Origin of the sequence: Methylophilus sp. (assembly GCF_052437885.1) — a bacterium.
Classification (GTDB): Bacteria; Pseudomonadota; Gammaproteobacteria; order Burkholderiales; family Methylophilaceae; genus Methylophilus.
This window is the reverse complement of record NZ_JBQVPB010000003.1, coordinates 1-24626: the sequence shown is the minus strand read 5'-3', so window position 1 is coordinate 24626 and position 24626 is coordinate 1. Positions and strand designations below refer to the sequence as shown.

Genomic DNA, 24626 nt, shown 5'->3' with positions numbered 1-24626 from the left:
TGACTCACTTGCATCATACACTGAAAAGCGGCTCCGGTTTACAGGAGAGAGCAAATGGCTGAATGGGCATTACTGGCACTGATGGTCGCTGGCGCCTGGTTCTGGATAGACTCGGTTTCCAAGCGCGAGATCGCGCTCAAGCTGGGGCGGCAACTCGCCGAGCGCTGGCAGTTGCAGTTTCTTGATGAAACAGTCGCCTGTTCGCGCGTGGGCTTTGCCAGGGATGGCAATGGCCGCATGCAATTACTGCGCACCTACACCTTTGATGTCTCCAGCCAGGGCCTGGAACGCATGGCCTGCCATTTGCAATTGCGTGGCGGGCAACTGCTGTCCTGGCATATCCCGCCCTACGCCACCCAATAAATGACGATAGGCCGCTTTGCCCCCTCACCCACCGGGCCCTTGCACTTTGGCTCGCTGGTGGCGGCCGTCGCCAGCTATTGCGACGCCAGACAACGTGGCGGCCAGTGGCTGTTGCGCATAGAAGATGTAGACAGCACCCGCAGTATCAAAGGTGCCAGTGACGATATCATACGCACACTGGCCGCCTATGGTTTTGCCTGGGATGGCGAGGTGGTGTACCAGAGCCAGCGCAGTGCGCTTTACCAGCAGATGCTGGAACAACTGCAGGCACGAGCGCTGGTGTATGCCTGCACCTGCTCACGCAAAGAGATCGCTGATTCCAGCACCATGCAGGGTATAGAAGGCGCTATTTATCCTGGCACCTGCCGTACACATGCTGTTGCGACAGACACCGCGGCCGCCTGGCGCTTAAAAACGCAGGCGGCGCCTATCAGCTTTACCGATCTGATACAGGGCCACCAGCAACATGCACTGGCATCCGCCATTGGTGACTTTGTGCTCAAACGGGCAGATGGCGTATTCAGCTACCAGCTGGCAGTGGTGGTGGATGATGCCTTGCAAGGGGTGACTCATATCGTGCGTGGCGCGGATCTATTGAACTCGACCACCCGCCAGATCTACCTGCAACAGTTGCTGGGCTACCCCACACCGCTATATGCGCATATTCCCGTGGTCATCAATCGCGACGGCCAGAAACTCAGCAAGCAGACACTGGCGCAGGCCTTGCCTAGCGACAATATCAAAGCCACCTTGATCGCTGCGCTGGCATTTTTGCAGCAGCCGCTGCCGGATGCTATACATACATATTCTGTGGATGGCATCTGGCAATGGGCCCTGTCACACTGGCAATTGCCACACATCACAGCAGCGCAGCACAGCTAAGCTTTGCCATCAATGGTAAAATACCTGCATGACACTACACCCATCGCAAGACCAGCTACACCAGTTTATTTTCGAACAGTCCGCAGTACGCGGTAACTGTGTACACCTGGATCAAAGCCTGTACACCGCGCTTGAGCACCAGCCCTTACCGCCTGCCCTGAAAAAAGTGATAGGCGAATTCACTGCTGCCAGTGTGCTGCTGACTTCTACCCTCAAGATGCAGGGCAAACTGATTTTGCAACTGCAAAGCAAAGGCGCATTGCAATTGCTGGTGGTTGAATGCACTTCGGAAATGGATATCCGTGCCACGGCTAAAATACATGAAGAATTGCATGGCGACCACCTGAGCCAGTGGCTGGAGCAAGGCCAGCTGGTGATCACGCTGATGCCGGAAGATGGCGAACCCTACCAGGGCATAGTGCCTCTGGAAGGCGACAGCATTGCCAGCATGCTGGAGAACTATATGCTGCGCTCGCAGCAGATAGACACCAAGTTATGGCTGGCGGCTGAGGGTGACCGCGCTGCCGGCCTGCTGGTGCAAAAATTACCGCAGCAGCAAGAGTCTGACCTCGATTGCTGGAACCGTATCCAGCATCTGGCCGCGACTATCACCGACAGAGAGTTGCTGGACCTGGACACTGAAACACTGTTACAGCGCCTGTTTGTCGAGGAAGATCTACGCCTGTTTGAAGGCCGCCCGGTGCGCGCCTTTTGCAGCTGTTCGCAAACCACGGTGACCAATATGCTGCAAATGCTGGGCCAGGCTGAAGTACGCAGCATCATCGCAGAACAAGGCAGCGTGCAGATCCAGTGTGATTTCTGTCACAAGCAGTATGTGGTGGATGAACAGGAAGCGCTGGCGATATTCGATGGCAACGATGACCACGAAATCACCCACTGAGCCGGCTGACATTGCCGGCTGGCTGAAATAGGCCGGGCTGGCATCAGGCCGACACACTTTCAGTACTGGCCGGATTTAAGCTGCTGTACGCTGGCGCCTGCACTCAAACAGGGCGACCGCGGTGGCCGCGGCAGCATTGAGTGATTCCAGTGCCAACACCCCCTGATGCGCCATCGGGATGCTGACACAGCTTTGTACTGCATGTTGCAGTGCAGCCGAAATGCCGGCACCTTCGTTACCGACGGCAAACAGCACCGGCTCGCGCAATGGTTGTGCAAACAGGCTGTCGCCCTGCATGGTCAATGCCAGCGTCAGTCCGGCGAACTGTTGCACCACTTCCCGCGCAACTACATTTTCCACCAGCGGCAATATCAGCTGCGCGCCCTGACCACCACGCAACGCCTTGGGTGACCAGGCATCGGTACAGCCCTGGGTCAGGTAGGCCACCTGCACCCCGGCAGCCGCAGCAGTGCGCAACATGCTGCCCAGATTACCCGGGTCCTGTATATCCTCTATCAGCAGGGCAAAATCCACAGTCGCCGGCAAAGCGATCTCCGGCACCGGCACCAGAGCCATGATGCCGCTACTGCTGGTGACTGGCGCCAGATCGGCAAACATCAGCGTGGGTAGCATGATGGTATCTACGTCCACCAGATGCTGCATGAGGTCAGTCGCTTCCAGGCTGCTTTTGCCCTCGGGAATGATCATCAGCTGCGGCTCGCCCTGTGTCTGCACGTAGGCTTCAATCAGGTGCACGCCTTCCAGCAGGGTCAGCCCGCTCTTTTTGCGCTCACGTGCATTGTCGGCCAGCTTGCGCAAGTGTTTGTAGACGGGATTATCGCGGGAGGTGATGTGTTTGAAAGCCATGCCGGCATTGTACGTGAGTAGCGGCCAGCATGACAGCCATACACCGCCAAACTGGCCAATGCTAAAGCCAGGCACAGCGAGCCAGCAGCAGGATTCGCGTATAATTCCGGCCATGGCTAAAAAACTCGATCTAGAACGTATATTGCAACGGCAAGGCTTTGGCACACGCAAAATGTGTCGTATCCTCATCATCAACGAACAAGTCACCGTCAATGGCGAGCTGTGCAACGACCCCGACGCACTTTTCGCGCTTGAGAACCTGCACTTCACTATTGATGGTGTCGCCTGGGAATATCGCGAACACAGCTACCTGATGATGCATAAACCGGCACATTACGAGTGCTCGCATAAAACCCAGTTTCACCCGACCATATACTCGCTGTTACCGCCACCACTGGTGGAACGCGATATTCAATGCATAGGCAGGCTGGACGAAGACACTACCGGGCTTATCCTGTTATCAGATGATGGCCAGTTTATTCATAAGGTCAGCTCCCCCAAACACCATGTGCCAAAAATCTATGCCGTCACCTGCAAACATGCGGTGAGCGACAGCGACCTGCAAACACTGCTGGCAGGCGTAAAACTGATAGATGAAGAACAGACCATCGCCGCGCTGGAGGTCAGCCGTGTTTCAGAAAACGTGATCCACATGACGCTGGCAGAAGGTAAATACCACCAGGTCAAACGCATGATCGCGGCCATGGGCAACCGCGTAGAGTGCCTGAAGCGCATTAAAATCGGCCGTCTGGCGCTGCCTGAAGATCTACAGCCGGGTGAATGGCGCTGGTTATCAGAGCACGACCTGGCGGCGCTCAAACCCTGATTCCTACTCGCGGCCTGTCAATGCGATAGCGCATTAAATCAGATACATTTTAGAACTACATTTTAGAGCTACATTTTAAAAAAGGGAAAGTTATGACCTGGCTGATATTGGTGATTGCCGGTTTGTTTGAAACCGCCTGGGCCATAGGCTTGAAATATACCGATGGCTTCAGCCGCTTTTGGCCCTCGTTCTGGACCATTGCGGCGATGGTGATCAGTGTCTGGTTGCTAGGCCTGAGCGTCAAAACCCTGCCGGTAGGCACCGCCTATGCCATTTGGGTAGGCATAGGCGCGGTAGGCACCGTGATTTTAGGTATCTGGCTGTTCAACGAACCAGTATCGCCATTGCGTATCATCAGCCTGCTACTGATCATCGCCGGTATCATAGGCCTGAAACTGGCCTCGCCTGGCTGATGCCAGCGCCCTGCTGTTGTAAAAGCAGAGCTTAACATCCAGTTATCCAGCGTCAATGTCTTTAGCCCTGTTTTGATGCAGGCTACATGCAAATAGGCTTAGTCGTGCTTGTGATGCCCACGGCCATGGCCGTGCCCATGCTTCTTGCCTTTTTTACCCCTATAGCGTTTGACATACGGGTCAGGCTCATCGATCTCTTTGCCTATCACCGCACCACCGGCACCGCCTACCCCAGCGCCTATCACAGCACCTGCGGTGGTGCCGCTGACTTTGCGGCCTACAGCCGCGCCGGTCGCACCACCTGCCGCGCCACCAATAATCGCACCGGTCTTTCCGGCGCGCCCGGTGGTGACCGCACCGCCTAAACCGCCACCGACTGCGCCACCGACGATCTCACCGGTACTGCCGCCCAGTACACCACCGACTGCGGTCCCCGCAGCTGCGCCCAGTCCACCGCCCAGCCCGGTTTCCAGGTTATCTGCCAAGGCCGGTGTTGAAAGCACAGCCAGCACGCCAGCGAATACGCACATATTCAAATATTGATTCATTTCTTAATTAAACCGTTGTGTTGAAAATGGTGTTATTTTAAACGCTAGACCAATATTTATTATTAAATTAATTTATGAATATTCAACAGCTGTCGGCCTTGAGAAATAGCGCGGTTATTTTACTGCTGATGCTGAACCTGGCAGGCTGTTCAGAACCCATGCCGCCCCAGGCAGAGCAGGCCATCATCCGCAGTTTCAACCCCGAGCTGTATCTGGGCAAATGGTATGAGATCGCCAGGCTGGATAACTCTTTTGAAAAAGGGCTGCAACAAGTCAGCGCGCATTACAGCCTGCAAGCGGACGGCAGCATCAAGGTGGTAAACCGTGGTTTTGATACTCAGGAAAAAGCCTGGCATGAAGCGGTCGGCACCGCTAAATTCATAGATGCCGCACAGGCAGATGGCAAGCGCAGCGGCAAACTGAAAGTATCGTTTTTCAGGCCGTTTTATGGCGAATACAATATTCTGGCACTAGACGGGGAGGAAGAAGCGGACAGGCATGAGATGGGGAAAGCTGATTACCGCTATGCACTGGTGAGTAGCGGAAGCCAGTATCTTTGGATATTGTCACGTACGCCACAGCTGGAAGATGCGGTCAAAGCGCGATTAGTGGCGCAGGCAAAGCAGCTGGGCTTTGCAACAGAGCAATTACTTTTTATCAGACAGGTCAACCAGGTCGAGCACAAACCCGGTTGACATATGGTGTTCCAAAAGCATCAGTTCCTGCTTGGAAGAACCCCGGGAGGGCTGCCCCTCCCGATCTGTTCATTGTGTTTCAGCTGGTGCTGCCGTGTCATCGCTGACAGCCGAGGTTTTTTCCTGGGCAGCATCTGAATCTACCGGCACTGGTGCCAGCTCATAGCGCCACTGGCCAAGTACGGCATATACACCGTCGGACTGTTTGGCGATCTGGGTAGCTACTTCGGCATCCTGTTTAGAAGCGACCAGGCCGGACAATTGCACCACGCCTTTGGCATCTGAATCGACCTGCAGTTTTGCAGTGTCTATGCCGTGGCTTTGCAGATTGGTTTTCACGTTTTCAACCACGGTATCGCTAGGCAAGAACTTGTACATGGGTTCGCCTGCAGGCAATGCGTTCACATTCGCAGTCAATAACAGTGAAACAAGTGCACCAGCTGTCATATAAAATTTAGTATTTTTCATGATGCTTCCTTTGGTTAGATGGCAGACTGTCCAGGTCGTCGAGGATGAATCGTCAACACATGTGTTTCTTTGGACAGCCCACCGAAAAAAAAGAGCAAGCTACTTCTTTGGGAGAGGTACGTAGCTTGCAAAGGGTGTTTCGTTAACCTTTGACTACGATAGCGTTTTTCACAGATTTCACACCTTCAACGCTGGAAACCAGTTCTTCAGCTTTTGATTTAAGCGATGAGTCTGCGACAAAACCGCTCAGCAATACTTCACCTTTATGCGTTTCTACGCTGATCTTCAGTGATTTCAAGGCCTCTTCTTCCAGCAGGCGCGCTTTCACTTTAGTCGTGATCCAGCTATCAGACATCGCTGTTTTAATGACTTTCTGGCCGGTCTTGGTTTTTAACTCGGCATATTCGTCATAGGTCAGGCTGCCATCATTGTCAGTATCAAAGGTTTTAAAGTCTTTTTGTTTGACGCCTTTGTCAGCTTTTGCTTCAGACCAGTTCAGGGTCTCGTTGGCATTCTTGTCCAGAGAATTGAACTGCTCCAGATATGGTTTATCGCCGTTTTGAACTTCATTAAGGTCAAATGCGAAAGCGTTCAAAGTGATCGTTGCTGCTAACAAGCCACCAAAAATAGTCGCTTGCTTGAATGTTGTAATTAACATGAGGTCTCCTTTTACTCTTCTTTTTCAATTGCCCACATTCATATGTGGTGTCATGTGTTGCCATGATAAAGAGGAGGGAAAAGCCGGTCAGTCGTCAAATGACTGAAATCAGTGTCAGAATACGACTACACGGACCAAATGTAAACAAACGTTAATAAGAAGTTCCTTCTTTGAGGTAAGGCAATAGCACGCGTGTGCTTGCACCCTGTTGCGGCGAGCTGAATATCTCGTAATGACCACCGATAGATTCGACGCGGTTGCGTAGGCCGTTAATACCAGTAGAGGTATTATTCAGGTGGCTGGTGTCAAAGCCTACGCCGTTATCGACGATCTCGACTTTGATATATTGGTCATCATGCAGCAAATGCACGGCTACCTTGGTCGCCTTGGCATATTTGCTGCAATTGTTCAGGCTCTCTTGCACCACGCGGTAGATGATCAGGCTCAGGGTCTCGTTGATCAGCAGTTCACGCTCGGGCATGATGACATCCATTTGCCATTGGTTGCGGCCGCTGGCTTCATCGAGCAGGTTCTGCAGCGAGGCATTCAGGCCGAAGGTCTTGATCATGGAAGGATGCAGGTTCTGCACGATCTCGCGTTTGAAATTGATACTGCGGTCCAGATACTGATTGGTCTTTTTCAGTTTCTCGGTGACTTGCGGCAATTCATCTTTCAGATGCTTGATCGCCCAGGAAACATCCATTTTAATAGCGGTCAGCAAAGAACCCAGTTCGTCGTGCAGCTCTCTGGATAACTGGAAGCGCTCGCGCTCGACATTGGTTTGCGCCTGTAAGGCCTCGCCCTGCAGCTTGGTACGCAGGCTTTGGATATTGCGCTCGTATTCGGTGTTCTCATTGGTGAGCCGCTCGTGCAACTTGGCTTTTTCTGCCAGCTCGCGCAATAAACGCTTGATCACCAGTACCACCAGCGAGACAAAGATCAGCGGACATGCCATGACGAACCAGCGCATCATACGCCGGGTGTTATTGCGCGTATCGGCCAGCTCGGCCCGGTAGTTCAGGACCTGTTTTTCAAACTGCCGCGACAACATCTGTATATTGCGGCTCTCCTTCATGCCTGAATCCAGCTTGACCACCGCCAGCGCCTTGTCAAACTGGCGTTTCTTGGCTAAATCTATGGTCACACTCATCTCGGCCGACTTTTTGGCTATGCTATTGACCAGCTCGGTCATCAGACTTTGGATGGCAGGGTGTCTGGTCAGATTGGTGCGGCCCAGCAGCTTGTTGATATTGTGGATATGCGCGGTGATCTGGCCGGTGGCTTCATCATAAGGACGGAAATAGGCGTCGGAACGCGTCAGCAGGTAGCCGCGTTGCGCACTCTCGGCGATCGCCAGGTTGGCGCGCGTCTGCCAGGTCTCGGTGATCAGTCTATCCAGCGTGGTCAAGGCATCGGTCTTCTCACTGGTGTTGACGATCAACCTGTCATTGAACACCAGCATGGCGGCAGCCAGTACCAGGCTGACGGTTAATAATGCCACAGTGTTCCCGCCGAAGGTCTCACCGACCTTTTCCATCCGATCTAGCAGCGCGATAAGATAAACTCTAATATTTTGCATGGCAATTATTTGATGCTGGATGTGTTAAATCAGCAATACGGACACCTGTTTTTTTATGTTGCAGTGGTTAATAAACTATTGAGTGCATCATAACGGTGTTAGCCTATATCAGCAATGCATAGATACAAGCCGCTAGCATGTATGCGCTTTGTCAGACGATTCTGACTTGCATATCGGTCACCAGCTGATAGGGGGTGCGGCGGCCAATGCGTAACATGGCTCCATGTAGAAAACACAGCGAGCAGATGAATGAAACCTTGTGTACGCATGGCTTTCTAACTGGTAGTGTTATTCAAGCTTTAGCGAAACGCTGGCCAGATTAACCGGGTGTTTTCTTTGATTCGTAATCACAATTTAGAGGAGTCCATAATGTTTAATTTTTCAAAAGACAATGTAGAACAGACTACTGATCGTTTGGCACAACAGTCTGACCAGGCCATTGAGGATATCGCAGCACAGGTGAAAACCACTGCCAATGACTTGCTGGAAGCGGTGCAAGACACTGCCGACACCACCCAGGATAAAGCCAAAGAGCTGATCCGCACCCTGAAAACCAATATAGACCGTCTGACCAACGAGGAAAGCGCTTCTACTATCGCTTCCAAGATCAGCTCAGGCGCCAGCCGTGTGAAAGACCATGTGCAGGAAGAGTTCACTGACACATATAACAGCCTGAAAGACCGCACTGCTGATACAGTGCATGACCACCCGCTAGGTACTGTGCTGGTAGCCGCAGGTGTAGGTTTGCTGCTAGGATACCTGTTGGGCAACAAACGTCGTGATTAAGTAAGGAAAAGTATGTGGGTTAACCTCCTTAAATTTGCAACCATGTTATTTTTCAACCGCAAAATAACATCGATGACAGATAATCTGTTGCACCTGCGCCATCAAGTGGCAGACTATACCGAAGAGCGTGCAAAACAGATCAAGCAGGATTTTCAGGGGGAAACCGAACGGTTAGCCACCAGTATTATCGGTATACTGGTGGTATTCTCCATGTTTATTTTTACCGGATTACTGGGATTGATGTGGTTGTTCTCGCTATTATGGGAACATCCGAACCGCACCCTGATCCTGGCGGTCGCAATGTCGATACCTGCCCTGATAGGCGTCATTGCCTACTTTGCCGTGCGCAAGGTCTGGCAGAAGAAAACGCTGTTCGCGAGTTCGATTTCATTGATCAGTAGTGACTGGAAACTGTTTAGAACAGAATTGGCAGATGATCAGCCACAAGTGGACCAACCTGCACCAGCAGACCATGCTGATGCTGTAAGCTCTGCAACCCGATAACGAGAAAATTATAATGAAAAGAATTCTTCTGGTGGATGACCATAGTATCGTACGCGATGGTCTACGTAATCTGATTGAACTGGAATCTGATCTGCAAGTGACTGGCGAAGCCAGCTCAGGGGCAGAGGCAATACAATTAGTGCGTGAAAAAGAGTTTGACGCCATGGTGCTGGATATCTCCATGCCAGACAAGAACGGCGTCGACACCCTGCATGAACTCAAGCATGTATCCCCTACCCTGCCGGTGCTGGTACTCAGCGGTTATGCCGAAGACCAGTATGCGCTGAACCTGATGCGCAACGGCTGTAAAGGTTACCTCTCCAAAAATGCCGATTCTGACGAGATCATCCAGGCGATACGCACGGTGGCGGCGGGCAAACGTTATATTTCAGCCGAACTGGCTGAACTGATGACCAACGAACTCAGCCACCCTTCCGAAAAGCAATTGCATGAGACTTTATCTGACCGCGAGTTCCAGGTATTTGTGAAACTGGCTGCCGGCCAGACCCCGACTGCGATCGCCGACGAGTTATTCATCAGCATTAAAACTGTCAGCACTTATCGCAGCCGTATCCTGGAAAAAATGGCCATGAAGTCTAACGCTGACTTAACCTACTATGCGATCAAGTATGGTCTACTCAACTAGTGACCACTGTGGTTCTGTGCACACTGTGATCACGTCAGAACCTGTAGGCATGCGACTTACAGCCAAACAGAATGAAATTCCATACAATGCTTACGGGGTTGTGATTGGCTAATGCTCATGTATAAATTATTGTTAGTTGAAGATTCTGCTCTGATCCGCGATGTCATCGTCGAGATGCTGCACGACTGTGAACAGCTGGCGATAGAGAATATCGCCACCACCAGTGACGAAGCCATCGATTTCCTCAACACCGGCGAATACGACATGGTGGTGCTGGATATAGAATTAGCCAAAGGCACCGGTTTTGACGTGGTGCGCCATACCCAGCAGCAGGATTTCCCGTTTAAAGTGCCCGATATCGTCATGCTCACCAATCATGGTAATGGCTACTACCGCAACCTGGCGCGGGATATGGGTGTGGAATACTTCTTTGATAAATCATTGCAGTTCGATGAGTGCATGGAAGTGATACAGCAACGCGCAGGCGTACCTAACTAAAACACACGCACTTTCTAGCTGTGTGACGCATATGGATATTCAAACCTGGGAAATGCTCAGTTACATAGTCACGGTGGTCGGCCTGCCGCTGGCTATCCTGACCTTTATGCTGGAACAGCGTAAAGAACGTGAGAATGAGGACGAAGAGGTCTATCAGCTGCTGGCCGATAACTACACTGACTTTCTCAAACTGGTGATGGCCAACCCTGACCTGCAACTACGTTCCCTGTCACAATCCAAAGCCATGTCCGGTGAACAGGAAGAGCGAAAACTGGTGCTGTTCGAGATCCTGATCTCCCTGTTTGAACGCGCTTACCTGCTGGCTTACGACCAGGATATGCGCGGCAAAGCCCTGCGCCGCTGGATGTCATGGGAAGACTATATGCGTGAGTGGTGCGGTCGCGAAGATTTTCGCCAGCACCTGCCCCGCTTACTGGTCGGCGAAGATGCCGATTTTGTGGCGCATATCAGCAACATCGCGCGCGAGCTTGAGCCCAAAAAACAACCTGCCTGAGTCGACTGCCTGGCTATTTCCTGATAGCCGTGAGTTTGAAACCCGCCTGTTTAAATGCCTGCAGCAAGCCGGTCGGCCCGGCCAGATGGGCCGCCCCCACCGCAATAAACACTTTTTCCTGCTGCGCCTGGGCAATGCCTCGCGCCGCCATGCCCACATTGCGTTCATCCAGTAATTTCACGCGCAGGCGTTGCCACAGGGCAGGCGGCAGTATACCGCCGGTGAGTGCATCATCAATATGCGCCACGCGTTCGGCATCGCCTGACAGATAAGCGCGCATCAGCCGCTCAAAATCCTTTTCCTTTTGCGTCTCGCTACGTTTCAGTACTGCGCGCAACATCAACAACTGTTCATCCAGGCTCAGGCTATCCATCACGGCAAAATGTGCCTGCGGCGTTTCCAGGCCCAGGATATTCTTATCCAGCTCTTCCGCTTTGGCCTTGAGCAAAAAATCCTGCGCAAACGGCGTTTGTGGTCTGGGCAGATCAAATATCACTGCCAATAACCAGGGCTTCATCTGCAACACGGTAGACAATGGCATCACATGTTTATCTGCCAGCACCGCCACCTGATCCAGTTCAGTCTCGGACAGCACCTGCTTTAAATCACCCTGCGGCATACGCAACAGTTCGGCCTTGGGCGTTTCAGCCACTTCCAGCATAAAACTATCTACGCTTTTCAGGGCTTTGAGCACCGCAGGCGAAAAATCGGTCACCCGGTTATCATCGGTATGCATGGTGCCGAATAAATAACTGACTTGCCCGGCAGGCGACTCAAGTTGCCAGAACAGGCTTTTTTCGGCTGCCTGCAACTGACTGCTGCAGAGCAGACACAGGCTGATGAACAAGCAGATAAAGCGCATCTATCACTCCCTATTGGACTCCATATTGATTTAAATTCATGACCCGGCCAGCACAATGAGCCTGGCCTGATGCCAGTCAGCATGCTCTCATACAACACCCCTGATCGCGAAGCGGCATTTGTCTGGCAGGTTCTGAATCATCTGCCCCCATATTCGCAGGGTTGTCACTCTGCTGTTACAGCGCTAACATGCGTTGACATACTATACATATAAAAATCGGGGAGACTGCCATGACCCAAGCCAGTGATCAGCTGCCGCATACCACAGATACATTTGATCATGTGCTGGATGCCGAGATTCAGGGCATGTTGCCATTGCGCAACGATATCCGGCGTAACAATCTCATAGGACTGGCTTTTTCGGGCGGTGGCATACGCAGTGCCACGCTGAACCTGGGGATTTTGCAGGGCTTTGCCAAAAAAGGTCTGCTCAACAGATTCGATTACCTGTCCACGGTGTCCGGCGGCGGTTATATAGGTGCCTGGCTCAGCAGCCTGATCAGGCACAGCAACCATATCAATACCGTGCAAGCTGAACTGGTGTTATCCACACGACCGCATGTGCCTGAATCGCGCCAGCTCACGGCTACCGAAAAAGCCATCCTCTGGCTGCGCAGTTACAGTAATTACCTGACACCCAAAACCGGCTTATTCACTGCTGATACCCTGTCAGCGATCGCACAGTGGATGGCCAATACCTTGCTCAACCAGGTAGTGCTGCTGTGCCTGCTGGTCACCCTCATGATGAGTGTGATCTTTCTCAGCCATTCGGATATGCAGGGTAGTTTGTTACCGGCCTTCGCGCTAGATAGCGGCGTGCTACTGGATCTGTTTGTGAATGCATGGCAGACCGGCATAGGCAGATTCGGCAGCAGCCTGGCGGCTATCAGTTTACTTGCTTCGCTTTACCTCAGCCGCCAAAGTTGCCTGAGCGCCGCCCACGCACTCTACCCCGTCGCCGCCTTTTTATGTGGCGTGGCAGGGTTTGCCGTATTGTTATCAGCCGTACCACTGCAAAGCTGGCAGCAGATCTTCATCACCTATGATACGCAGGGCCATGGCAGCCATGTCATACCAAACTACTGGATAGGGCTGGGCGTGCCGGTGATTTCATTACTGATCTCGGTCGCCCTGGTCGCCCTGATGGGCATAGGGGGCCGCGAGATCAATGTCAGTACCCGCGAGTGGTGGCATCGCATAGGTGGCATCAATATTGGTTTTTGTGTGATCTGGCTGGCCTTATTCACGGTGGCTTTGTACCTGCCCTATTACATTCATGCCTGGTTGGGCGATATGGACTCCACCGGGAAAAGCATGACCGGGCTGGGCTCATGGCTACTGGCTTTTCTGACCTCGCGTTTGGGCAAAAGCCGCGTCACCGGCACCGAGCCACCCAATAGTTTAAAAGGCAATCTCACCCACTTTCTGCCTTATGTGGTGATCGCCCTGATCCTGATCGTTTCCGGCTACCTGAGTTACAGCCTGTATCTTTCCCCGCAGCGTGGCTTCTGGTTCCTGGGCGCCCTGTGCATAGTCATACTCGGCAGCTGGCGGGTAGATATCAATGTGTTTTCGCTGCACAACTTTTATCGCAACCGCCTCACCAGATGCTACCTGGGTGCGACCAATAACGACCGCAAACCCAATAGCTTCACCGGCTTTGATAACCATGACGACCTGTCCATGTCTGCCTTGCGCGGGCAGCGCCCTACCCATATCGTCAATACCGCGCTGAATATCAGCGATGGCTCGCAACTGGCCTGGCAGCAACGCAAAGCCGCCTCTTTTATGTTCAGCCCTTACTTCTGCGGGTTTAAATTACCGGCCAGCGAAGTCTGGTATGACACACATCACTACACTGGTGAAGGCGGCCCTGAGCTGGGCAGCCTGGTCTCGACCAGTGGTGCGGCTGCCAGCCCGAACATGGGCTACCACACCAACCCGGTGATGGGTTTTATCATGACCATCTTCAACGCGCGCCTGGGCCGCTGGTTCGGCAATCCCATGCATGAGAATTACCTTAACCGGCTAATGAGCAAATGGGGCTGCAAATACCGCATGCGCAACCCGCCTGAGCGCCAGTCACCGTTCTGGAACCTGTTTTACCTGATCAAGGAACTGATCACAGCCACCGGCCCCACCTCGGGCTATCTGTACTTATCCGATGGCGGCCATTTCGAGAATCTGGGCATTTATGAACTGGTGCGCCGTCGCTGCAAACTGATAGTCGCGGTGGATGCCGGTGCCGATGGTTGTTATGAGTTTGAGGATCTCGGCAATGCCATCCGCAAATGCAAAGTGGATTTCGGCATCACCATCAAACTGGATATCAGCGACCTGTTGCCAGTCAGGGATTGCAAATATGGCCTGTTCAAATGCGGCGCACGCCACTTTGCCATAGGCAGCATAGACTACCTGGGCGATGGCGACCCCGAACATATGGGCTACCTGATCTATGTCAAAAGCTCGCTGATCGGCGATGAACCCAGCGACCTGATCAATTTCAAGTTACAGGAACCCAGCTTTCCGCACCACAGTACGGTAGACCAGTTTTTCAGTGAATCACAGTTTGAAAGCTACCGCCGTCTGGGCGAGCATATCGCGCAAAACCTCAACCTGCCTGCCGGTGCTGTGGATAAAGCGCTGCTGGAGCAGATACAGTCACTGATACCCGGCTTGATCACGCAATCGCTGTGAGCATACACCGCTGGCACGCCGTCGCGCTGCACAGCACACTATTTTTGATGGGAGTAGCAGTATGAGAAACAAACAACGTTTGATCGTGCTGTTTGACGGCACCTGGAACGACCCTGAAGACATCACCAATGTGTTTCAGCTTTCGACCCTGATAGAAGAAGACGATGGCGACATTGAGCAGCGGTTTTTTTATGAGCCCGGCGTAGGCACTTCTACCGGCAGCAAACTGCGTGGCGGCATATTTGGTTATGGCCTGAGCAAAAACCTGTTGCAGGGCTATGACTGGCTGGTCAAACGCCACCAGGCCGGTGACGAGATATGGATATTCGGTTTTAGCCGTGGCGCTTATACCGCCAGAAGCCTGGTCGGCCTGATCAGGAAATGCGGCCTGCTCAAAACCAGCACGCCAGATCTGTTACAACGCGCCGAGAAGCTGTATAGAGACAAATCGGCCAAACCAGACGGCCAGCAATGCCTGGCATTCAGGCAAAGCTACAGTAACGAAGTCGGCGTGCATTTTATAGGCGTGTGGGACACCGTGGGCGCGCTAGGCATACCCGGCACCATGATCTCCGAAAAAAGCCTGTATTCCTGGCATGATACCGAACTGTCCAAGATCGTCTCCTATGCCTATCACGCCATGGCGCTTGATGAACACCGCGAAGCCTACAACGTCGCCATGTGGACCAGCGAAGACGGCCATAAAAAACCGGAAAACACCATGGTGGAGCAACGCTGGTTCATAGGCGCACATGCCAATGTAGGCGGCGGCTATGGCAAAGACCCGCTGGCTGGCATCGCCCTGGCCTGGATGCTGGATAAAGCGCGTGCTGCTGGTCTCAAACTGAAACCCTATGCGCCGCTGGTGGATGCTTACCTGAGCCAGCCGACGGATTCTTATAAAGCCTTTGCTTATGGCTTGTATGGCTGGTTCAAAGGCTTGCTCAAAAAGGGCGATGGCCGGGTGTACAGGCCTTATGCGGTGAACCAGGACAAGGTGCCCGCGGTGAACGTGACGGTAGATGCTTCAGTGCAGGCAAAATGGCGGGCGCAGGCAGATTACCGCCCGCCCACCCTGACCGATGCCAGGGTAGACCTTTCGTGAGCGCTCATCCACGGCCAGCCAGCGGCAAAGACTAGTGCTTGCGTCCGCCAGTGCCTTTTTTCGGGCTGGCAAAACTTCTGGTCTGGTTGAACCCTTTAGGCATGGCTTTAGGCACAAAACGGCTGCCATCGGACTGCACGATTTTTGTCAGCACCGCCGGCTGATAGGCCGGGATCAAATGCTTTTTGCCATTGCCTATCAAGTCTGCCCTGCCCATTTTCTTGAGCGCCTCGCGCAGCATGGGCCAGTTTTGCGGATCATGGTAGCGGATAAAGGCTTTATGCAATTTGCGCACATTGCCTGCCTTGGGCACCGGCACCGCTTCTGAATCCGGCGTCACTTTGCGCAAGGGGTTTTTGCCGCTGTGATACATGGCAGTGGCCATCGCCATCGGCGTCGGCGTAAAGGTCTGCACCTGGTCCAGCCTGAAATCGTTACGTTTCAGCCACAGCGCCAGATTCAGCACGTCCTCGTCGGTAGAACCAGGGTGGGCGGCAATAAAGTACGGGATCAGGTATTGCTTTTTACCGGCCTCGGCACTGAATTTCTCAAACATGCGTTTGAATTCGTCATAAGCACCCATGCCTGGCTTCATCATCTTGCTCAGCACGTTTTCTTCAGAGTGCTCGGGCGCGATCTTCAGGTAGCCACCAACGTGGTGCTGCACCAGTTCTTTCACGTATTCCGGCGATTTCACCGCCAGGTCATAACGCAAGCCTGAGCCTATCAGTATCTTCTTCACACCGCGCAGGTTACGCGCCTTGCGGTAAAGCTGGATCAGCGCACTATGGTCAGTATTCAGGTTTTCACAGACGCCGGGGTAGACGCAGGAAAGCTTGCGGCAGTTCTTCTCTATCTCTTCTGACTTGCACGACAGCCGGTACATATTGGCGGTGGGGCCCCCCAGGTCCGAGATCACGCCGGTGAAACCATCGACTTTATCGCGTATCTCTTCGATCTCGCGCAGTATGGATTCTTCAGAACGGCTCTGGATGATGCGGCCCTCGTGTTCGGTGATAGAACAGAAGGTGCAGCCGCCAAAGCAGCCACGCATGATATTGACCGAGAAACGTATCATCTCCCAGGCCGGGATATTGGCACCCTGGTAAGACGGATGCGGTTTGCGCGCATACGGCAGGTCATACACGTAATCCATCTCTTTGGTGGTGAGCGGGATAGGCGGCGGATTCAGCCACACTTCGCGATTGCCATGCCGCTGTACCAGCGAGCGCGCATTGCCGGGGTTGGCCTCCAGGTGCAGCACGCGTGAAGCATGCGCATACATCACCGGGTCGCTGACCACCTCTTCATAAGACGGCATACGGATCACCTGGCGGTCACGCGGCACTTTGGCTGCCTTGAGCGGCAGCGGCAGGTTGATCACCGGCGGGGCGCTATCGGCATCTGCTGGCTTGTCATCAGTGGCACAACTGGCGTCTGCCTTGCCCATTTTCATGGCATAGGGGTCTTCGTGCTTGTCGACCACGCCGGGGCGGTCCAGGCGTGTAGAAGGCACTTCAACGAATTCGTCAGGCACAAATTTGCGGATGAACGCGGTGCCGCGGATATCCTGCACTTCGCTGATATCTTCGCCACGCGCCAAGCGGTGTGTGAGCTCAATAATGGCGCGCTCGGCATTGCCGTAGAGCAATATATCCGCTTTGGAATCGATCAGGATAGAACGGCGGACTTTGTCCGACCAGTAATCGTAATGCGCGATGCGGCGCAGGCTGGCTTCAATACTGCCTATCACCAGCGGCGCAGACGGGTAGGCTTCTTTGCAGCGCTGTGAATACACCAGTACGGCGCGGTCTGGACGCTTGTCCGAGGCGGCATTCGGCGTATAGGCATCGTCAGAGCGGATCTTGCGGTCAGCCGTATAGCGGTTGACCATACTATCCATATTGCCGGCCGTCACCCCAAAATACAGATTGGGCTCACCCAGAACCTTGAATGCGGCGGCCGACTGCCAGTCCGGCTGGGCGATGATGCCGACCCGGAAACCCTGTGCTTCGAGCAGACGCCCGATCAGGGCCACGCCAAAACTGGGGTGGTCGATATAGGCATCGCCACTGACCAGAATGATGTCGCAACTGTCCCAGCCCAGCGCATCCATCTCGGCACGGCTCATAGGCAGCATAGAGGCTGTGCCGAACCGTTTGGCCCAATAAGGACGATAACTGCTGACAGGTTTGGCAGTAAGGGATGTGTAGGTTTCCACGCGAGTGACCGGGGGTGCTTGAGGATTGCGCATTTTACGCGTTAATCGATTGATTTGAAATCATTTTTTTCAAAAAAACCTGACTGGCTCCCATCTGTTTCACAGACAGAAACCGACTGGCTGGCTGCGATGGCCACAGGTCTGCCGCGCCCAGGGTAAAAAGCACTCGCGCATGCACGCTGCATATCCCTGCCACGCCGGGGCGCAAGGCTGTAGAATGGCTGTACCAGTTGTTAACGCATTTTTTGATACCGTCTATGCAAGATAGCTATTACCCGTTACCGGGCGGGCCAGTGCTGATCCTGGACGCGCAAACGCCCTTCCCGCCTATGCAACAGGCACTCACTGAACCCAACGGCCTGATCGCCATCGGCGGTGACCTCACGGCGCAACGCTTGCTGGCGGCCTACAGGCGCGGCATATTCCCATGGTTCAGCCCCGGCGAGCCTATCCTGTGGTGGAGCCCTGACCCGCGCATGGTATTGTTTCCGGCGCAAGTCACCATCAGCCGCTCCCTGCGCAAAGTCATACAGCAGCAACTGTTCGAGATCCGCATAGATACGGCATTCGCCAGTGTGATAGAGGCATGCGCCAACACCGCCCGCCCAGGCCAGGATGGCACCTGGATCAGCCAAGAAATGGCGCAGGCCTATAGCACGCTGCATGCGCTCGGTTATGCGCATAGCGTAGAGGCGTGGCAAAACGATACTCTGGTCGGCGGTTGCTATGGCGTCAAGATAGGGCGCATGTTTTATGGCGAAAGCATGTTTCACCATGTCAGCAATGCTTCAAAAGTGGCGTTTGCGCATATGGTGCAATGGCTAAACAGCCAACAAGTGGGTATGATAGATTGCCAGATGCACACGCCTTTGCTGGCCAGTTTCGGCGCTTATGAAATCACTAGAGACCGCTTTATAGAAACGATGAATGACCTGCACCACACACCCGCCTCCACCCTGGTCTCGCCATGATGCTGGTTTGCCCATGATACTGGTCTCACCATGACGCTGCCTAACGATGCCTCGCTGCAGAAATTGCAGTTTTATGTGACCACGGCGTACCCGTGCGGCTACCTGCCAAAAAAGCTGGCACAAAGTCTGATCGCCACGCCGCAGAACCTGGTGGATGCCCAGGTCTACAGCGGACTGATCCAGCAGGGTTTCAGACGCAGTGGCAAATTCGCTTACCGTCCGCATTGCGAGCAGTGCAATGCCTGCATTTCGGTGCGCTTGCCGGTGAACGTATTCACGCCTACCCGCAGCCAGCAGCGTGCGCTGAAAAAACATGCAGACTTGCAGATCAGCATCATTGAAGCCGGCTATCACGAAGAACACTTCGCCTTGTATCACGCCTATCAGAAGCAACGCCATGGCAACGGCCCCGACCATATAGGCGAGCCCGAAGATGAAGCCTCGCAATACCAGCAGTTCTTGTGCCAGACCAATGTTGAAAGCATCATGATCGAATTCAGGGATGCACAACAGTTGCTTAAAATGGTGAGTGTGATAGACCTGGTCGCAGATGGGCTGTCTGCCGTATATACCTTTTACGATACCAGCGACAAGGCCAGTTATGGCACCTATAGCATACTGTGGCAGATAGCGTGGGCCAAACAACTGGCCCTGCCTTACCTGTATCTGGGCTACTGGATCGCCGACAGCGACAAAATGACTTACAAGCAGCAGTTCCAGCCGCAAGAGAAACTGGTCGACGGCCTATGGGTCAGGTAAGGCCTATGGATCAGGTAAGTGGTCAGGTAAGTTGCTAGCGATTCACACCCGGCCTCGCGCATGCTGAAACACTCTCCGCGATCACTCGCCAAACAATTCTGCAGCGGCATTTATGTCAACACGACCGATGCGGCGCTGTGGCGCGAGACATTTGCCTACCTGGCGGCAGTCGATGATGATTCCATGTTTGCCAAAGACAAGCTGCAGGCGCTATGGCTGACCTATGGCGGGGATATACGCGCCAAGATCAGAGACGACGCACTGGTGCTGGCAGTTCTGAAAGCCGCCTTGCCTGGATATGCCGACCAGGGCTTGACCCTGTATAGAGGCGAGAGCTGGTTCCTGTTCGACCAGAATGCCATAGGCTTCTGCTGGACGCCGTCTGAAGAAACTGCCAGCAGCTATGCCAAAGGGCTGAACGCGGTGGAATCCGGCGGGGTGTTATTAAAATGCCATGCCCCGCCTGAAGCTATCCTGGCAGCGCCGGTAGCCGGTCAGCCGCATGGCAATGTGTTTATCTGCGACCCTAGCAAATTATTGCGTCTGACCACGCTGGCGCTTTTCCCCAAACCTTAAGCCATGCGCCAGCCGCATGCTCACTGGCGCCACTGGCCGTAGCCTTTGAATTGCGCCTGCACTTGCTGCATCTGCTCTGCACTCAGCACTGGCGGTTCACCCAGCTGTAATAAATGCCAGTATTGCTGGCAAAGGTCTTCCACTTCCGCGGCGATCGCCAGCGCCTGCGCTACATCCCGCCCCAGGGCCAGCATGCCATGGTGCGCCAGCAGGCAGGCCTTGCGGTCCTGCAGGGCTGGCAGCGCGCTATCCGACAGGGCTTGTGTGCCAAACAGTGCATACGGGGCACAGCGGATACTGTCGCCACCCACCGCAGCGATCATGTAATGAAACGGCGGCACATCACGGCCCAGGCAGGCAATGGTGGTCGCAAACATGCTATGGCAATGCACAATGGCATTCACTTCCGGCCGCGCCTGCAAGATATCCCTGTGCATGCGCCACTCGCTGGAAGGTTTTTTGCCGGCTTCTGGCGTACCATCCCACTGCATATAGACCATGCTGTTTTCTGACAACTGTTCGGCTGGCACACCGGAAGGCGTCACCAGAAAACCATCCGCCAGCCGGATGCCGGCATTACCCGAGCTGCCTTTATTCAGGCCCAGGCGAGTGAGCTCGCGGGCGGCATGCAATAGCTGCGTGGTCGGTGCGGGGGTGGTCATAGGCTGGCCTCCAGGGTGTGTAATTGTTGCGGCTGGAATATGCCGCGCTCGGTGATCAAGCCGGTGACCAGTCTGGCTGGCGTGACATCAAAAGCCGGATTCAGGGCCGGGCTCTCATGCGGGATCACCCGCAGCCGCTGGATCTGCCCTTGGTCATCCTGCCCCTGCATATAAGCCACCTCGTCTGCATCGCGCATTTCTATGGCTATGCCGGTGCCATGCGCCAGTTGCCAGTCTATGGTCGGCGTTGGCACCGCTGCATAGAAAGGGATCTGCTGGTCATGGGCCGCCAGCGCTTTCAGGTAGGTGCCTATCTTGTTGCAGACGTCGCCGTTACTAGTGACCCTATCGGCGCCGACGATCACCATATCCACCTGGCCATGCTGCATTAAATGGCCACCGGCATTATCGGTGATGACAGTGTGCGGCACGCCATGTTGCGCCAGCTCCCATGCCGTGAGACTCGCGCCCTGGTTACGTGGTCGCGTCTCATCCACCCACACATGCACCCTGAGCCCGGCATCGTGCGCGGCATAAACCGGGGCCAGCGCGGTACCGCCATCAACAGTGGCCAGCCAGCCGGCATTGCAGTGGGTGAGGATATTGACTGCCCGCTGCGGATTAGCCGTCGCCAGCGGGTCTATCAGCGCCAGGCCATGCTGGCCTATGGCCTGGTTCTGCGCCACATCTTCATCGGCAATGGCGAGGGCCAGTGCCCACGCCGCCTGCGCCCGCCCTGCAACAGCGACAGCGCGCAGCTGCTGCAACATGCGCTGCACCGCCCACGCCAGGTTGACGGCCGTGGGCCGGGTGGCTATCAGTTGTTCGGCGACCATTAGCAGTGTCTGGTCATCTGCCTGCTGCTGACAGCCCAGCACCATGCCATAGGCAGCAGCGGCGCCTATCAATGGCGCGCCACGCACCTGCATGCTGCTGATGGCATGGCACATCTGACTATGCGTTTGCAGGCGTGCTATGGCAAACGCAAACGGCAATCGGGTCTGGTCTATGATGCACACGGACTGCGCATCGCGCCAGATAGTACGGTAATGCTGGTCGCTGATTTTCATGGATTCAAAAAACGGTATGGTTTATTTTTATTTACAAATATGTGTGTAAAAGCGCTTGCATTTTTTTGTATGACTAAGCCCGAATTTTCCATCCACAAAAACTGTGGATAACTTTGTGGATTGCTGTGTCTTAAAAGCGTAACTTACCAATTTATAAGGGTTTTTTCCAAAAGTTCATTTTTTAATCTATTTTTTTATCGTTTAAAATCAATGACTTATTTAGCACCACTATAATTGAAACACTTTCGACACATTCTTAATGTGTCACTTTAAGTCATGTGCATAAATGGGCTAATTTAGGAAAAACTTGCAAAGAATTTTTACCTGTCATTTCAATGAGTTGCGAAATTTCAATGCGCCGAATTGAGGCCATTTCTTCAGCTATTCTTTTTAATTGGTCCGGGCTATTTCTACCCTGATGCCCGATCCAGATCGGTTGAATATCCGGGGCGTCAGTCTCCAAAACGATATGTTCCAGCGGTAACTCGGCAGCCAGTTTTCTTATCCTCAGGGCACGCGGCCAGGTCATGGCGCCACCAAAACCCATTTTCAGCCCCTGTGCCGCCATGGCATCGGCTTGCTGGCGACTGCCATTGAATGCATGGGCGACCCCCTGGTGTATATCATGCTTGCGCAGATACTTGAGTATGGTGTCTATGGAACTGCGCACATGCAGGATCACTGGTAACTGGTAGCGTTTGGCCAGTTGTAGCTGGCCTTCCAGCATGGCCACCTGGTGCGCCTCGTTGTCACGCGTGATATAGAAATCCAGCCCTATCTCACCGATGGCGACCAACTGATGTGCCTGCGGCCCTGCCAGCACCTGTTCTATGGTCTGCTGCAAGTCCTGCAACGCAGTCTGCGGCGCCTGATCTACAAACAAGGGGTGCCAGCCCAGCGCGAATACCGCTTGCGGGTGCTCTGCACACCAGCGCATGATGGGTTGAAACGTCTCTGCCGTCACCCCCGGGATCACCACCGCGCGCAACCCTGCCTGCAAACTGGCCTGCCAGACCGCTTCGCGATCAGCATCAAAGTCAGGTGCATCGAGATGGCAATGGGTATCGATCAGCATGGTGTTAAAGCATCAAGTTAAATCGTAGGGTTAAGTGTGGCCTGTATGCGTATATCCTGGTCAAAATGCCTGACATCGACGATGTTCAACGCCAGTGATTGCGACATGGCCGTATATTCAGGCAACGCAAACATGCCCAGGCCAGCGCTACCCATCAGCCTGGGCGCATAGTAAAGCAGCAATTCATCCACCTGGCTGGTCTGCAGCAAGGCGCCATTGAGTACCGCCCCCGCCTCTACCATGACCTCATTGATCTGCTGCTCAGCCAGCGTGTGCAGCAAGGCAGCCATATCCACTTGCCCGGCGCCATTCGGCAACGCCACTGTTTGGACACCCAGTGCCTGCAATCGTGCCAATTTATCTTGTGCTGCCTGTGTGGTTACCGCTGCATAGGCGACCAGGGCGTGGCCTTGCTGCAACACTTTTGCCGTCAGTGGCATACGCAACTGGCTATCGACGATCACGCGCAACGGTTGCCTGGGGCTTTCCACCTCGCGCACTGTCAGTGAGGGGTCGTCCTGCAACACCGTGCCTATCCCGGTCAGCATGGCACAACTGCGGGCACGCCAGTGATGCACATCGCGGCGTGCTGCCGCTGCAGTGATCCACTGGCTGACACCATTGGCCAGCGCTGTCCTGCCATCCAGGCTGGCAGCCACTTTTAGCCGCACATAAGGCCGTTGCTGCATCATACGCAACACAAAGCCGGGGTTGAGCGCCTGCGCCTGGCTTTCCAGCAAACCGGCGCTGACCTCAATGCCATGCGCCTGCAGATAGGCTATGCCCTTGCCAGCCACCAGTGGATTGGGGTCCTGCATGGCGATCACCACACGGCTGACCCCGGCCTCCACCAGCGCATGGGCACACGGCGGCGTGCGCCCATAGTGGCTGCAAGGCTCCAGCGTCACGTATGCGGTAGCGCCCCTGGCATTGCTACCCGCCTGGCGCAAGGCATGCACTTCGGCATGTGGCTCACCGGCCTTGAGATGCGCACCTTCGCCAATTAACTGGCCGTCTTTCACGATCACGCAGCCTACATGCGGGTTCGGTGCAGTGCTATACAAACCACGCCCGGCCTGCCTGAGCGCCTGCGTCATCCATTCAAAATCTTGTGTTGTCCATTGCATAGTCAGATGATACAAAAAAACCCGCACGGGCGGGCTTTTGTTTGTTGTTATCGCTGCAAGGAAGCAAGCGCTTTGATTGGATATGTTTTTCGCCTGTAGGCGGGTTACTCTTCTTTGCTTATCAAAACCGGTGGACCGCGTTGGGTTAGTGATGTGCTTGCTGTGAGGTTTTAATAGGTATTTCTTTGGATGGTTCTGTGCTTTATTTCAGCATTTTATTTCGCCTCTAGGCGAGTTACTTTTCTTTGCTTGCCCAAAGAAAACGTAACCAAAAGAAATGCACCCTAGCTTCCGCTTATCTCCTGCGTTGCTCATCAAAATAAGCGGTCGCGAAACTCGCCCTAGCGGCCTGCA

At 54.0% G+C, this 24626-nt stretch carries 27 protein-coding genes; 16 read left to right on the top strand and 11 right to left on the bottom strand.

The annotated features are described in order from the left end of the window. Window positions 1-54: 54 nt before the first annotated feature. From ACT6RZ_RS03510 to hslO, 3 genes are read left to right on the top strand one after another with little or no spacing between them, the layout of a single operon-like run. A complete protein-coding gene (locus ACT6RZ_RS03510) occupies window positions 55-363 on the top strand; it encodes a DUF3301 domain-containing protein (protein WP_444700806.1) in 309 nt (102 codons plus the stop codon). Then, window positions 364-1245 (top strand): tRNA glutamyl-Q(34) synthetase GluQRS, encoded by an 882-nt coding sequence (gene gluQRS, locus ACT6RZ_RS03505; protein ID WP_444700805.1) that lies wholly within the window; start codon window positions 364-366, stop codon window positions 1243-1245. It abuts the gene before it with no gap. A 28-nt stretch (window positions 1246-1273) separates the two neighbouring features. Next, window positions 1274-2146 (top strand): Hsp33 family molecular chaperone HslO, encoded by an 873-nt coding sequence (gene hslO / locus ACT6RZ_RS03500; protein ID WP_444700804.1) that lies wholly within the window; start codon window positions 1274-1276, stop codon window positions 2144-2146. Window positions 2147-2221: 75 nt separating this feature from the next. On the opposite strand, the gene ACT6RZ_RS03495 is transcribed toward hslO, so the two are convergent. Further along, on the bottom strand, window positions 2222-3013 hold the full coding sequence (locus ACT6RZ_RS03495; RefSeq protein ID WP_444700803.1) for a TrmH family RNA methyltransferase: 792 nt from the start codon (window positions 3011-3013) through the stop codon (window positions 2222-2224). 112 nt (window positions 3014-3125) lie between these two features. Here ACT6RZ_RS03495 and ACT6RZ_RS03490 point away from each other — a divergent pair, with 112 nt between their 5' ends. Both ACT6RZ_RS03490 and sugE read left to right on the top strand, forming a co-directional pair. Next, window positions 3126-3839: a pseudouridine synthase gene (locus ACT6RZ_RS03490; RefSeq protein WP_444700802.1), complete on the top strand. Its 714-nt coding sequence runs from the start codon at window positions 3126-3128 to the stop codon at window positions 3837-3839. 92 nt (window positions 3840-3931) lie between these two features. Continuing rightward, entirely contained in the window at window positions 3932-4252 is a 321-nt protein-coding gene (gene sugE, locus ACT6RZ_RS03485) for a quaternary ammonium compound efflux SMR transporter SugE (protein ID WP_444700801.1), read from the top strand. A gap of 98 nt (window positions 4253-4350) precedes the next feature. On the opposite strand, the gene ACT6RZ_RS03480 is transcribed toward sugE, so the two are convergent. Next, the gene (locus ACT6RZ_RS03480) at window positions 4351-4800 is read right to left on the bottom strand and encodes a glycine zipper domain-containing protein (RefSeq protein WP_444700800.1); all 450 of its coding nucleotides are present in this window, start codon (window positions 4798-4800) and stop codon (window positions 4351-4353) included. 74 nt (window positions 4801-4874) lie between these two features. On the opposite strand from ACT6RZ_RS03480, the gene ACT6RZ_RS03475 reads away from it, so the two are divergent. Further along, complete coding sequence (locus ACT6RZ_RS03475; protein WP_444700799.1) at window positions 4875-5495, top strand: lipocalin family protein; 621 nt, start codon at window positions 4875-4877, stop codon at window positions 5493-5495. Window positions 5496-5564: 69 nt separating this feature from the next. Here the strand turns inward: ACT6RZ_RS03475 and ACT6RZ_RS03470 are convergent, their stop codons facing one another. The 3 genes from ACT6RZ_RS03470 to ACT6RZ_RS03460 form a co-directional block, all read right to left on the bottom strand. Then, a complete protein-coding gene (locus ACT6RZ_RS03470) occupies window positions 5565-5963 on the bottom strand; it encodes a BON domain-containing protein (RefSeq protein WP_444700798.1) in 399 nt (132 codons plus the stop codon). A gap of 142 nt (window positions 5964-6105) precedes the next feature. After that, complete coding sequence (locus tag ACT6RZ_RS03465) at window positions 6106-6621, bottom strand: BON domain-containing protein (RefSeq protein ID WP_444700797.1); 516 nt, start codon at window positions 6619-6621, stop codon at window positions 6106-6108. A gap of 151 nt (window positions 6622-6772) precedes the next feature. Continuing rightward, window positions 6773-8200 (bottom strand): CHASE3 domain-containing protein, encoded by a 1428-nt coding sequence (locus ACT6RZ_RS03460; protein ID WP_444700796.1) that lies wholly within the window; start codon window positions 8198-8200, stop codon window positions 6773-6775. 369 nt (window positions 8201-8569) lie between these two features. On the opposite strand from ACT6RZ_RS03460, the gene ACT6RZ_RS03455 reads away from it, so the two are divergent. From ACT6RZ_RS03455 to ACT6RZ_RS03435, 5 genes are all read left to right on the top strand, one after another. Continuing rightward, the gene (locus ACT6RZ_RS03455; RefSeq protein ID WP_444700795.1) at window positions 8570-8986 is read left to right on the top strand and encodes a glycine zipper domain-containing protein; all 417 of its coding nucleotides are present in this window, start codon (window positions 8570-8572) and stop codon (window positions 8984-8986) included. A gap of 42 nt (window positions 8987-9028) precedes the next feature. Continuing rightward, a complete protein-coding gene (locus tag ACT6RZ_RS03450; protein WP_444700794.1) occupies window positions 9029-9490 on the top strand; it encodes a phage holin family protein in 462 nt (153 codons plus the stop codon). 13 nt (window positions 9491-9503) lie between these two features. Further along, complete coding sequence (locus ACT6RZ_RS03445) at window positions 9504-10136, top strand: response regulator transcription factor (RefSeq protein WP_325238889.1); 633 nt, start codon at window positions 9504-9506, stop codon at window positions 10134-10136. Between the two features lie 117 nt (window positions 10137-10253). Beyond that, on the top strand, window positions 10254-10634 hold the full coding sequence (locus ACT6RZ_RS03440) for a response regulator (protein ID WP_444700793.1): 381 nt from the start codon (window positions 10254-10256) through the stop codon (window positions 10632-10634). 31 nt (window positions 10635-10665) lie between these two features. Continuing rightward, window positions 10666-11148: a hypothetical protein gene (locus ACT6RZ_RS03435; protein ID WP_444700792.1), complete on the top strand. Its 483-nt coding sequence runs from the start codon at window positions 10666-10668 to the stop codon at window positions 11146-11148. Between the two features lie 13 nt (window positions 11149-11161). On the opposite strand, the gene ACT6RZ_RS03430 is transcribed toward ACT6RZ_RS03435, so the two are convergent. Further along, window positions 11162-12010: a TraB/GumN family protein gene (locus ACT6RZ_RS03430; protein ID WP_444700791.1), complete on the bottom strand. Its 849-nt coding sequence runs from the start codon at window positions 12008-12010 to the stop codon at window positions 11162-11164. 230 nt (window positions 12011-12240) lie between these two features. Here ACT6RZ_RS03430 and ACT6RZ_RS03425 point away from each other — a divergent pair, with 230 nt between their 5' ends. After that, on the top strand, window positions 12241-14706 hold the full coding sequence (locus tag ACT6RZ_RS03425; protein WP_444700790.1) for a patatin-like phospholipase family protein: 2466 nt from the start codon (window positions 12241-12243) through the stop codon (window positions 14704-14706). Window positions 14707-14767: 61 nt separating this feature from the next. Continuing rightward, a complete protein-coding gene (locus ACT6RZ_RS03420; protein ID WP_444700789.1) occupies window positions 14768-15811 on the top strand; it encodes a DUF2235 domain-containing protein in 1044 nt (347 codons plus the stop codon). Window positions 15812-15842: 31 nt separating this feature from the next. On the opposite strand, the gene ACT6RZ_RS03415 is transcribed toward ACT6RZ_RS03420, so the two are convergent. After that, window positions 15843-18065 (bottom strand): YgiQ family radical SAM protein, encoded by a 2223-nt coding sequence (locus ACT6RZ_RS03415; RefSeq protein ID WP_444700788.1) that lies wholly within the window; start codon window positions 18063-18065, stop codon window positions 15843-15845. A 224-nt stretch (window positions 18066-18289) separates the two neighbouring features. Between ACT6RZ_RS03415 and aat the strand changes: the two genes are divergently transcribed. From aat to ACT6RZ_RS03400, 3 genes are read left to right on the top strand one after another with little or no spacing between them, the layout of a single operon-like run. Then, window positions 18290-19003 carry a leucyl/phenylalanyl-tRNA--protein transferase gene (aat, locus tag ACT6RZ_RS03410; protein ID WP_444700787.1) on the top strand — a complete coding sequence of 238 codons (714 nt, stop codon included), beginning with the start codon at window positions 18290-18292 and terminating at the stop codon, window positions 19001-19003. Window positions 19004-19033: 30 nt separating this feature from the next. Beyond that, window positions 19034-19762, top strand: coding sequence for an arginyltransferase (locus tag ACT6RZ_RS03405; protein ID WP_444700786.1), 729 nt, complete (start codon window positions 19034-19036; stop codon window positions 19760-19762). Window positions 19763-19822: 60 nt separating this feature from the next. Further along, window positions 19823-20338, top strand: a complete 516-nt coding sequence (locus tag ACT6RZ_RS03400) for a hypothetical protein (RefSeq protein ID WP_444700785.1) — start codon at window positions 19823-19825, stop codon at window positions 20336-20338. Window positions 20339-20358: 20 nt separating this feature from the next. Here the strand turns inward: ACT6RZ_RS03400 and ACT6RZ_RS03395 are convergent, their stop codons facing one another. From ACT6RZ_RS03395 to ribD, 4 genes are all read right to left on the bottom strand, one after another. After that, window positions 20359-21000 (bottom strand): class II aldolase/adducin family protein, encoded by a 642-nt coding sequence (locus tag ACT6RZ_RS03395; protein ID WP_444700784.1) that lies wholly within the window; start codon window positions 20998-21000, stop codon window positions 20359-20361. Further along, entirely contained in the window at window positions 20997-22070 is a 1074-nt protein-coding gene (gene mtnA, locus ACT6RZ_RS03390; protein ID WP_444700783.1) for an S-methyl-5-thioribose-1-phosphate isomerase, read from the bottom strand. The genes ACT6RZ_RS03395 and mtnA overlap by 4 nt, the downstream gene beginning before the upstream one ends. Window positions 22071-22344: 274 nt before the next feature. Then, window positions 22345-23145, bottom strand: a complete 801-nt coding sequence (locus ACT6RZ_RS03385) for a TatD family hydrolase (protein ID WP_444700782.1) — start codon at window positions 23143-23145, stop codon at window positions 22345-22347. 17 nt (window positions 23146-23162) lie between these two features. Next, entirely contained in the window at window positions 23163-24272 is a 1110-nt protein-coding gene (gene ribD, locus ACT6RZ_RS03380; RefSeq protein WP_444700781.1) for a bifunctional diaminohydroxyphosphoribosylaminopyrimidine deaminase/5-amino-6-(5-phosphoribosylamino)uracil reductase RibD, read from the bottom strand. Window positions 24273-24626: the final 354 nt, after the last annotated feature.

What these genes read in the sequence shown, in the direction of transcription:
- ACT6RZ_RS03450 (WP_444700794.1), top strand. Translation starts at nt 9,029, where the DNA reads ATGTTATTTTTCAACCGCAAAATAACATCGATGACAGATAATCTGTTG.
- ACT6RZ_RS03445 (WP_325238889.1), top strand. Translation starts at nt 9,504, where the DNA reads ATGAAAAGAATTCTTCTGGTGGATGACCATAGTATCGTACGCGATGGT.
- ACT6RZ_RS03405 (WP_444700786.1), top strand. Translation starts at nt 19,034, where the DNA reads ATGACGCTGCCTAACGATGCCTCGCTGCAGAAATTGCAGTTTTATGTG.
- ACT6RZ_RS03420 (WP_444700789.1), top strand. Translation starts at nt 14,768, where the DNA reads ATGAGAAACAAACAACGTTTGATCGTGCTGTTTGACGGCACCTGGAAC.
- ACT6RZ_RS03470 (WP_444700798.1), bottom strand. Translation starts at nt 5,963, where the DNA reads ATGAAAAATACTAAATTTTATATGACAGCTGGTGCACTTGTTTCACTG.
- ACT6RZ_RS03465 (WP_444700797.1), bottom strand. Translation starts at nt 6,621, where the DNA reads ATGTTAATTACAACATTCAAGCAAGCGACTATTTTTGGTGGCTTGTTA.
- ACT6RZ_RS03430 (WP_444700791.1), bottom strand. Translation starts at nt 12,010, where the DNA reads ATGCGCTTTATCTGCTTGTTCATCAGCCTGTGTCTGCTCTGCAGCAGT.
- ACT6RZ_RS03385 (WP_444700782.1), bottom strand. Translation starts at nt 23,145, where the DNA reads ATGCTGATCGATACCCATTGCCATCTCGATGCACCTGACTTTGATGCT.
- ACT6RZ_RS03455 (WP_444700795.1), top strand. Translation starts at nt 8,570, where the DNA reads ATGTTTAATTTTTCAAAAGACAATGTAGAACAGACTACTGATCGTTTG.
- ACT6RZ_RS03425 (WP_444700790.1), top strand. Translation starts at nt 12,241, where the DNA reads ATGACCCAAGCCAGTGATCAGCTGCCGCATACCACAGATACATTTGAT.
- ACT6RZ_RS03490 (WP_444700802.1), top strand. Translation starts at nt 3,126, where the DNA reads ATGGCTAAAAAACTCGATCTAGAACGTATATTGCAACGGCAAGGCTTT.
- gluQRS (WP_444700805.1), top strand. Translation starts at nt 364, where the DNA reads ATGACGATAGGCCGCTTTGCCCCCTCACCCACCGGGCCCTTGCACTTT.
- ACT6RZ_RS03415 (WP_444700788.1), bottom strand. Translation starts at nt 18,065, where the DNA reads ATGCGCAATCCTCAAGCACCCCCGGTCACTCGCGTGGAAACCTACACA.
- ACT6RZ_RS03395 (WP_444700784.1), bottom strand. Translation starts at nt 21,000, where the DNA reads ATGACCACCCCCGCACCGACCACGCAGCTATTGCATGCCGCCCGCGAG.
- ACT6RZ_RS03475 (WP_444700799.1), top strand. Translation starts at nt 4,875, where the DNA reads ATGAATATTCAACAGCTGTCGGCCTTGAGAAATAGCGCGGTTATTTTA.
- ACT6RZ_RS03510 (WP_444700806.1), top strand. Translation starts at nt 55, where the DNA reads ATGGCTGAATGGGCATTACTGGCACTGATGGTCGCTGGCGCCTGGTTC.
- ACT6RZ_RS03460 (WP_444700796.1), bottom strand. Translation starts at nt 8,200, where the DNA reads ATGCAAAATATTAGAGTTTATCTTATCGCGCTGCTAGATCGGATGGAA.
- aat (WP_444700787.1), top strand. Translation starts at nt 18,290, where the DNA reads ATGCAAGATAGCTATTACCCGTTACCGGGCGGGCCAGTGCTGATCCTG.
- sugE (WP_444700801.1), top strand. Translation starts at nt 3,932, where the DNA reads ATGACCTGGCTGATATTGGTGATTGCCGGTTTGTTTGAAACCGCCTGG.
- ACT6RZ_RS03495 (WP_444700803.1), bottom strand. Translation starts at nt 3,013, where the DNA reads ATGGCTTTCAAACACATCACCTCCCGCGATAATCCCGTCTACAAACAC.
- ACT6RZ_RS03435 (WP_444700792.1), top strand. Translation starts at nt 10,666, where the DNA reads ATGGATATTCAAACCTGGGAAATGCTCAGTTACATAGTCACGGTGGTC.
- ACT6RZ_RS03400 (WP_444700785.1), top strand. Translation starts at nt 19,823, where the DNA reads ATGCTGAAACACTCTCCGCGATCACTCGCCAAACAATTCTGCAGCGGC.
- ACT6RZ_RS03480 (WP_444700800.1), bottom strand. Translation starts at nt 4,800, where the DNA reads ATGAATCAATATTTGAATATGTGCGTATTCGCTGGCGTGCTGGCTGTG.
- ribD (WP_444700781.1), bottom strand. Translation starts at nt 24,272, where the DNA reads ATGCAATGGACAACACAAGATTTTGAATGGATGACGCAGGCGCTCAGG.
- ACT6RZ_RS03440 (WP_444700793.1), top strand. Translation starts at nt 10,254, where the DNA reads ATGTATAAATTATTGTTAGTTGAAGATTCTGCTCTGATCCGCGATGTC.
- mtnA (WP_444700783.1), bottom strand. Translation starts at nt 22,070, where the DNA reads ATGAAAATCAGCGACCAGCATTACCGTACTATCTGGCGCGATGCGCAG.
- hslO (WP_444700804.1), top strand. Translation starts at nt 1,274, where the DNA reads ATGACACTACACCCATCGCAAGACCAGCTACACCAGTTTATTTTCGAA.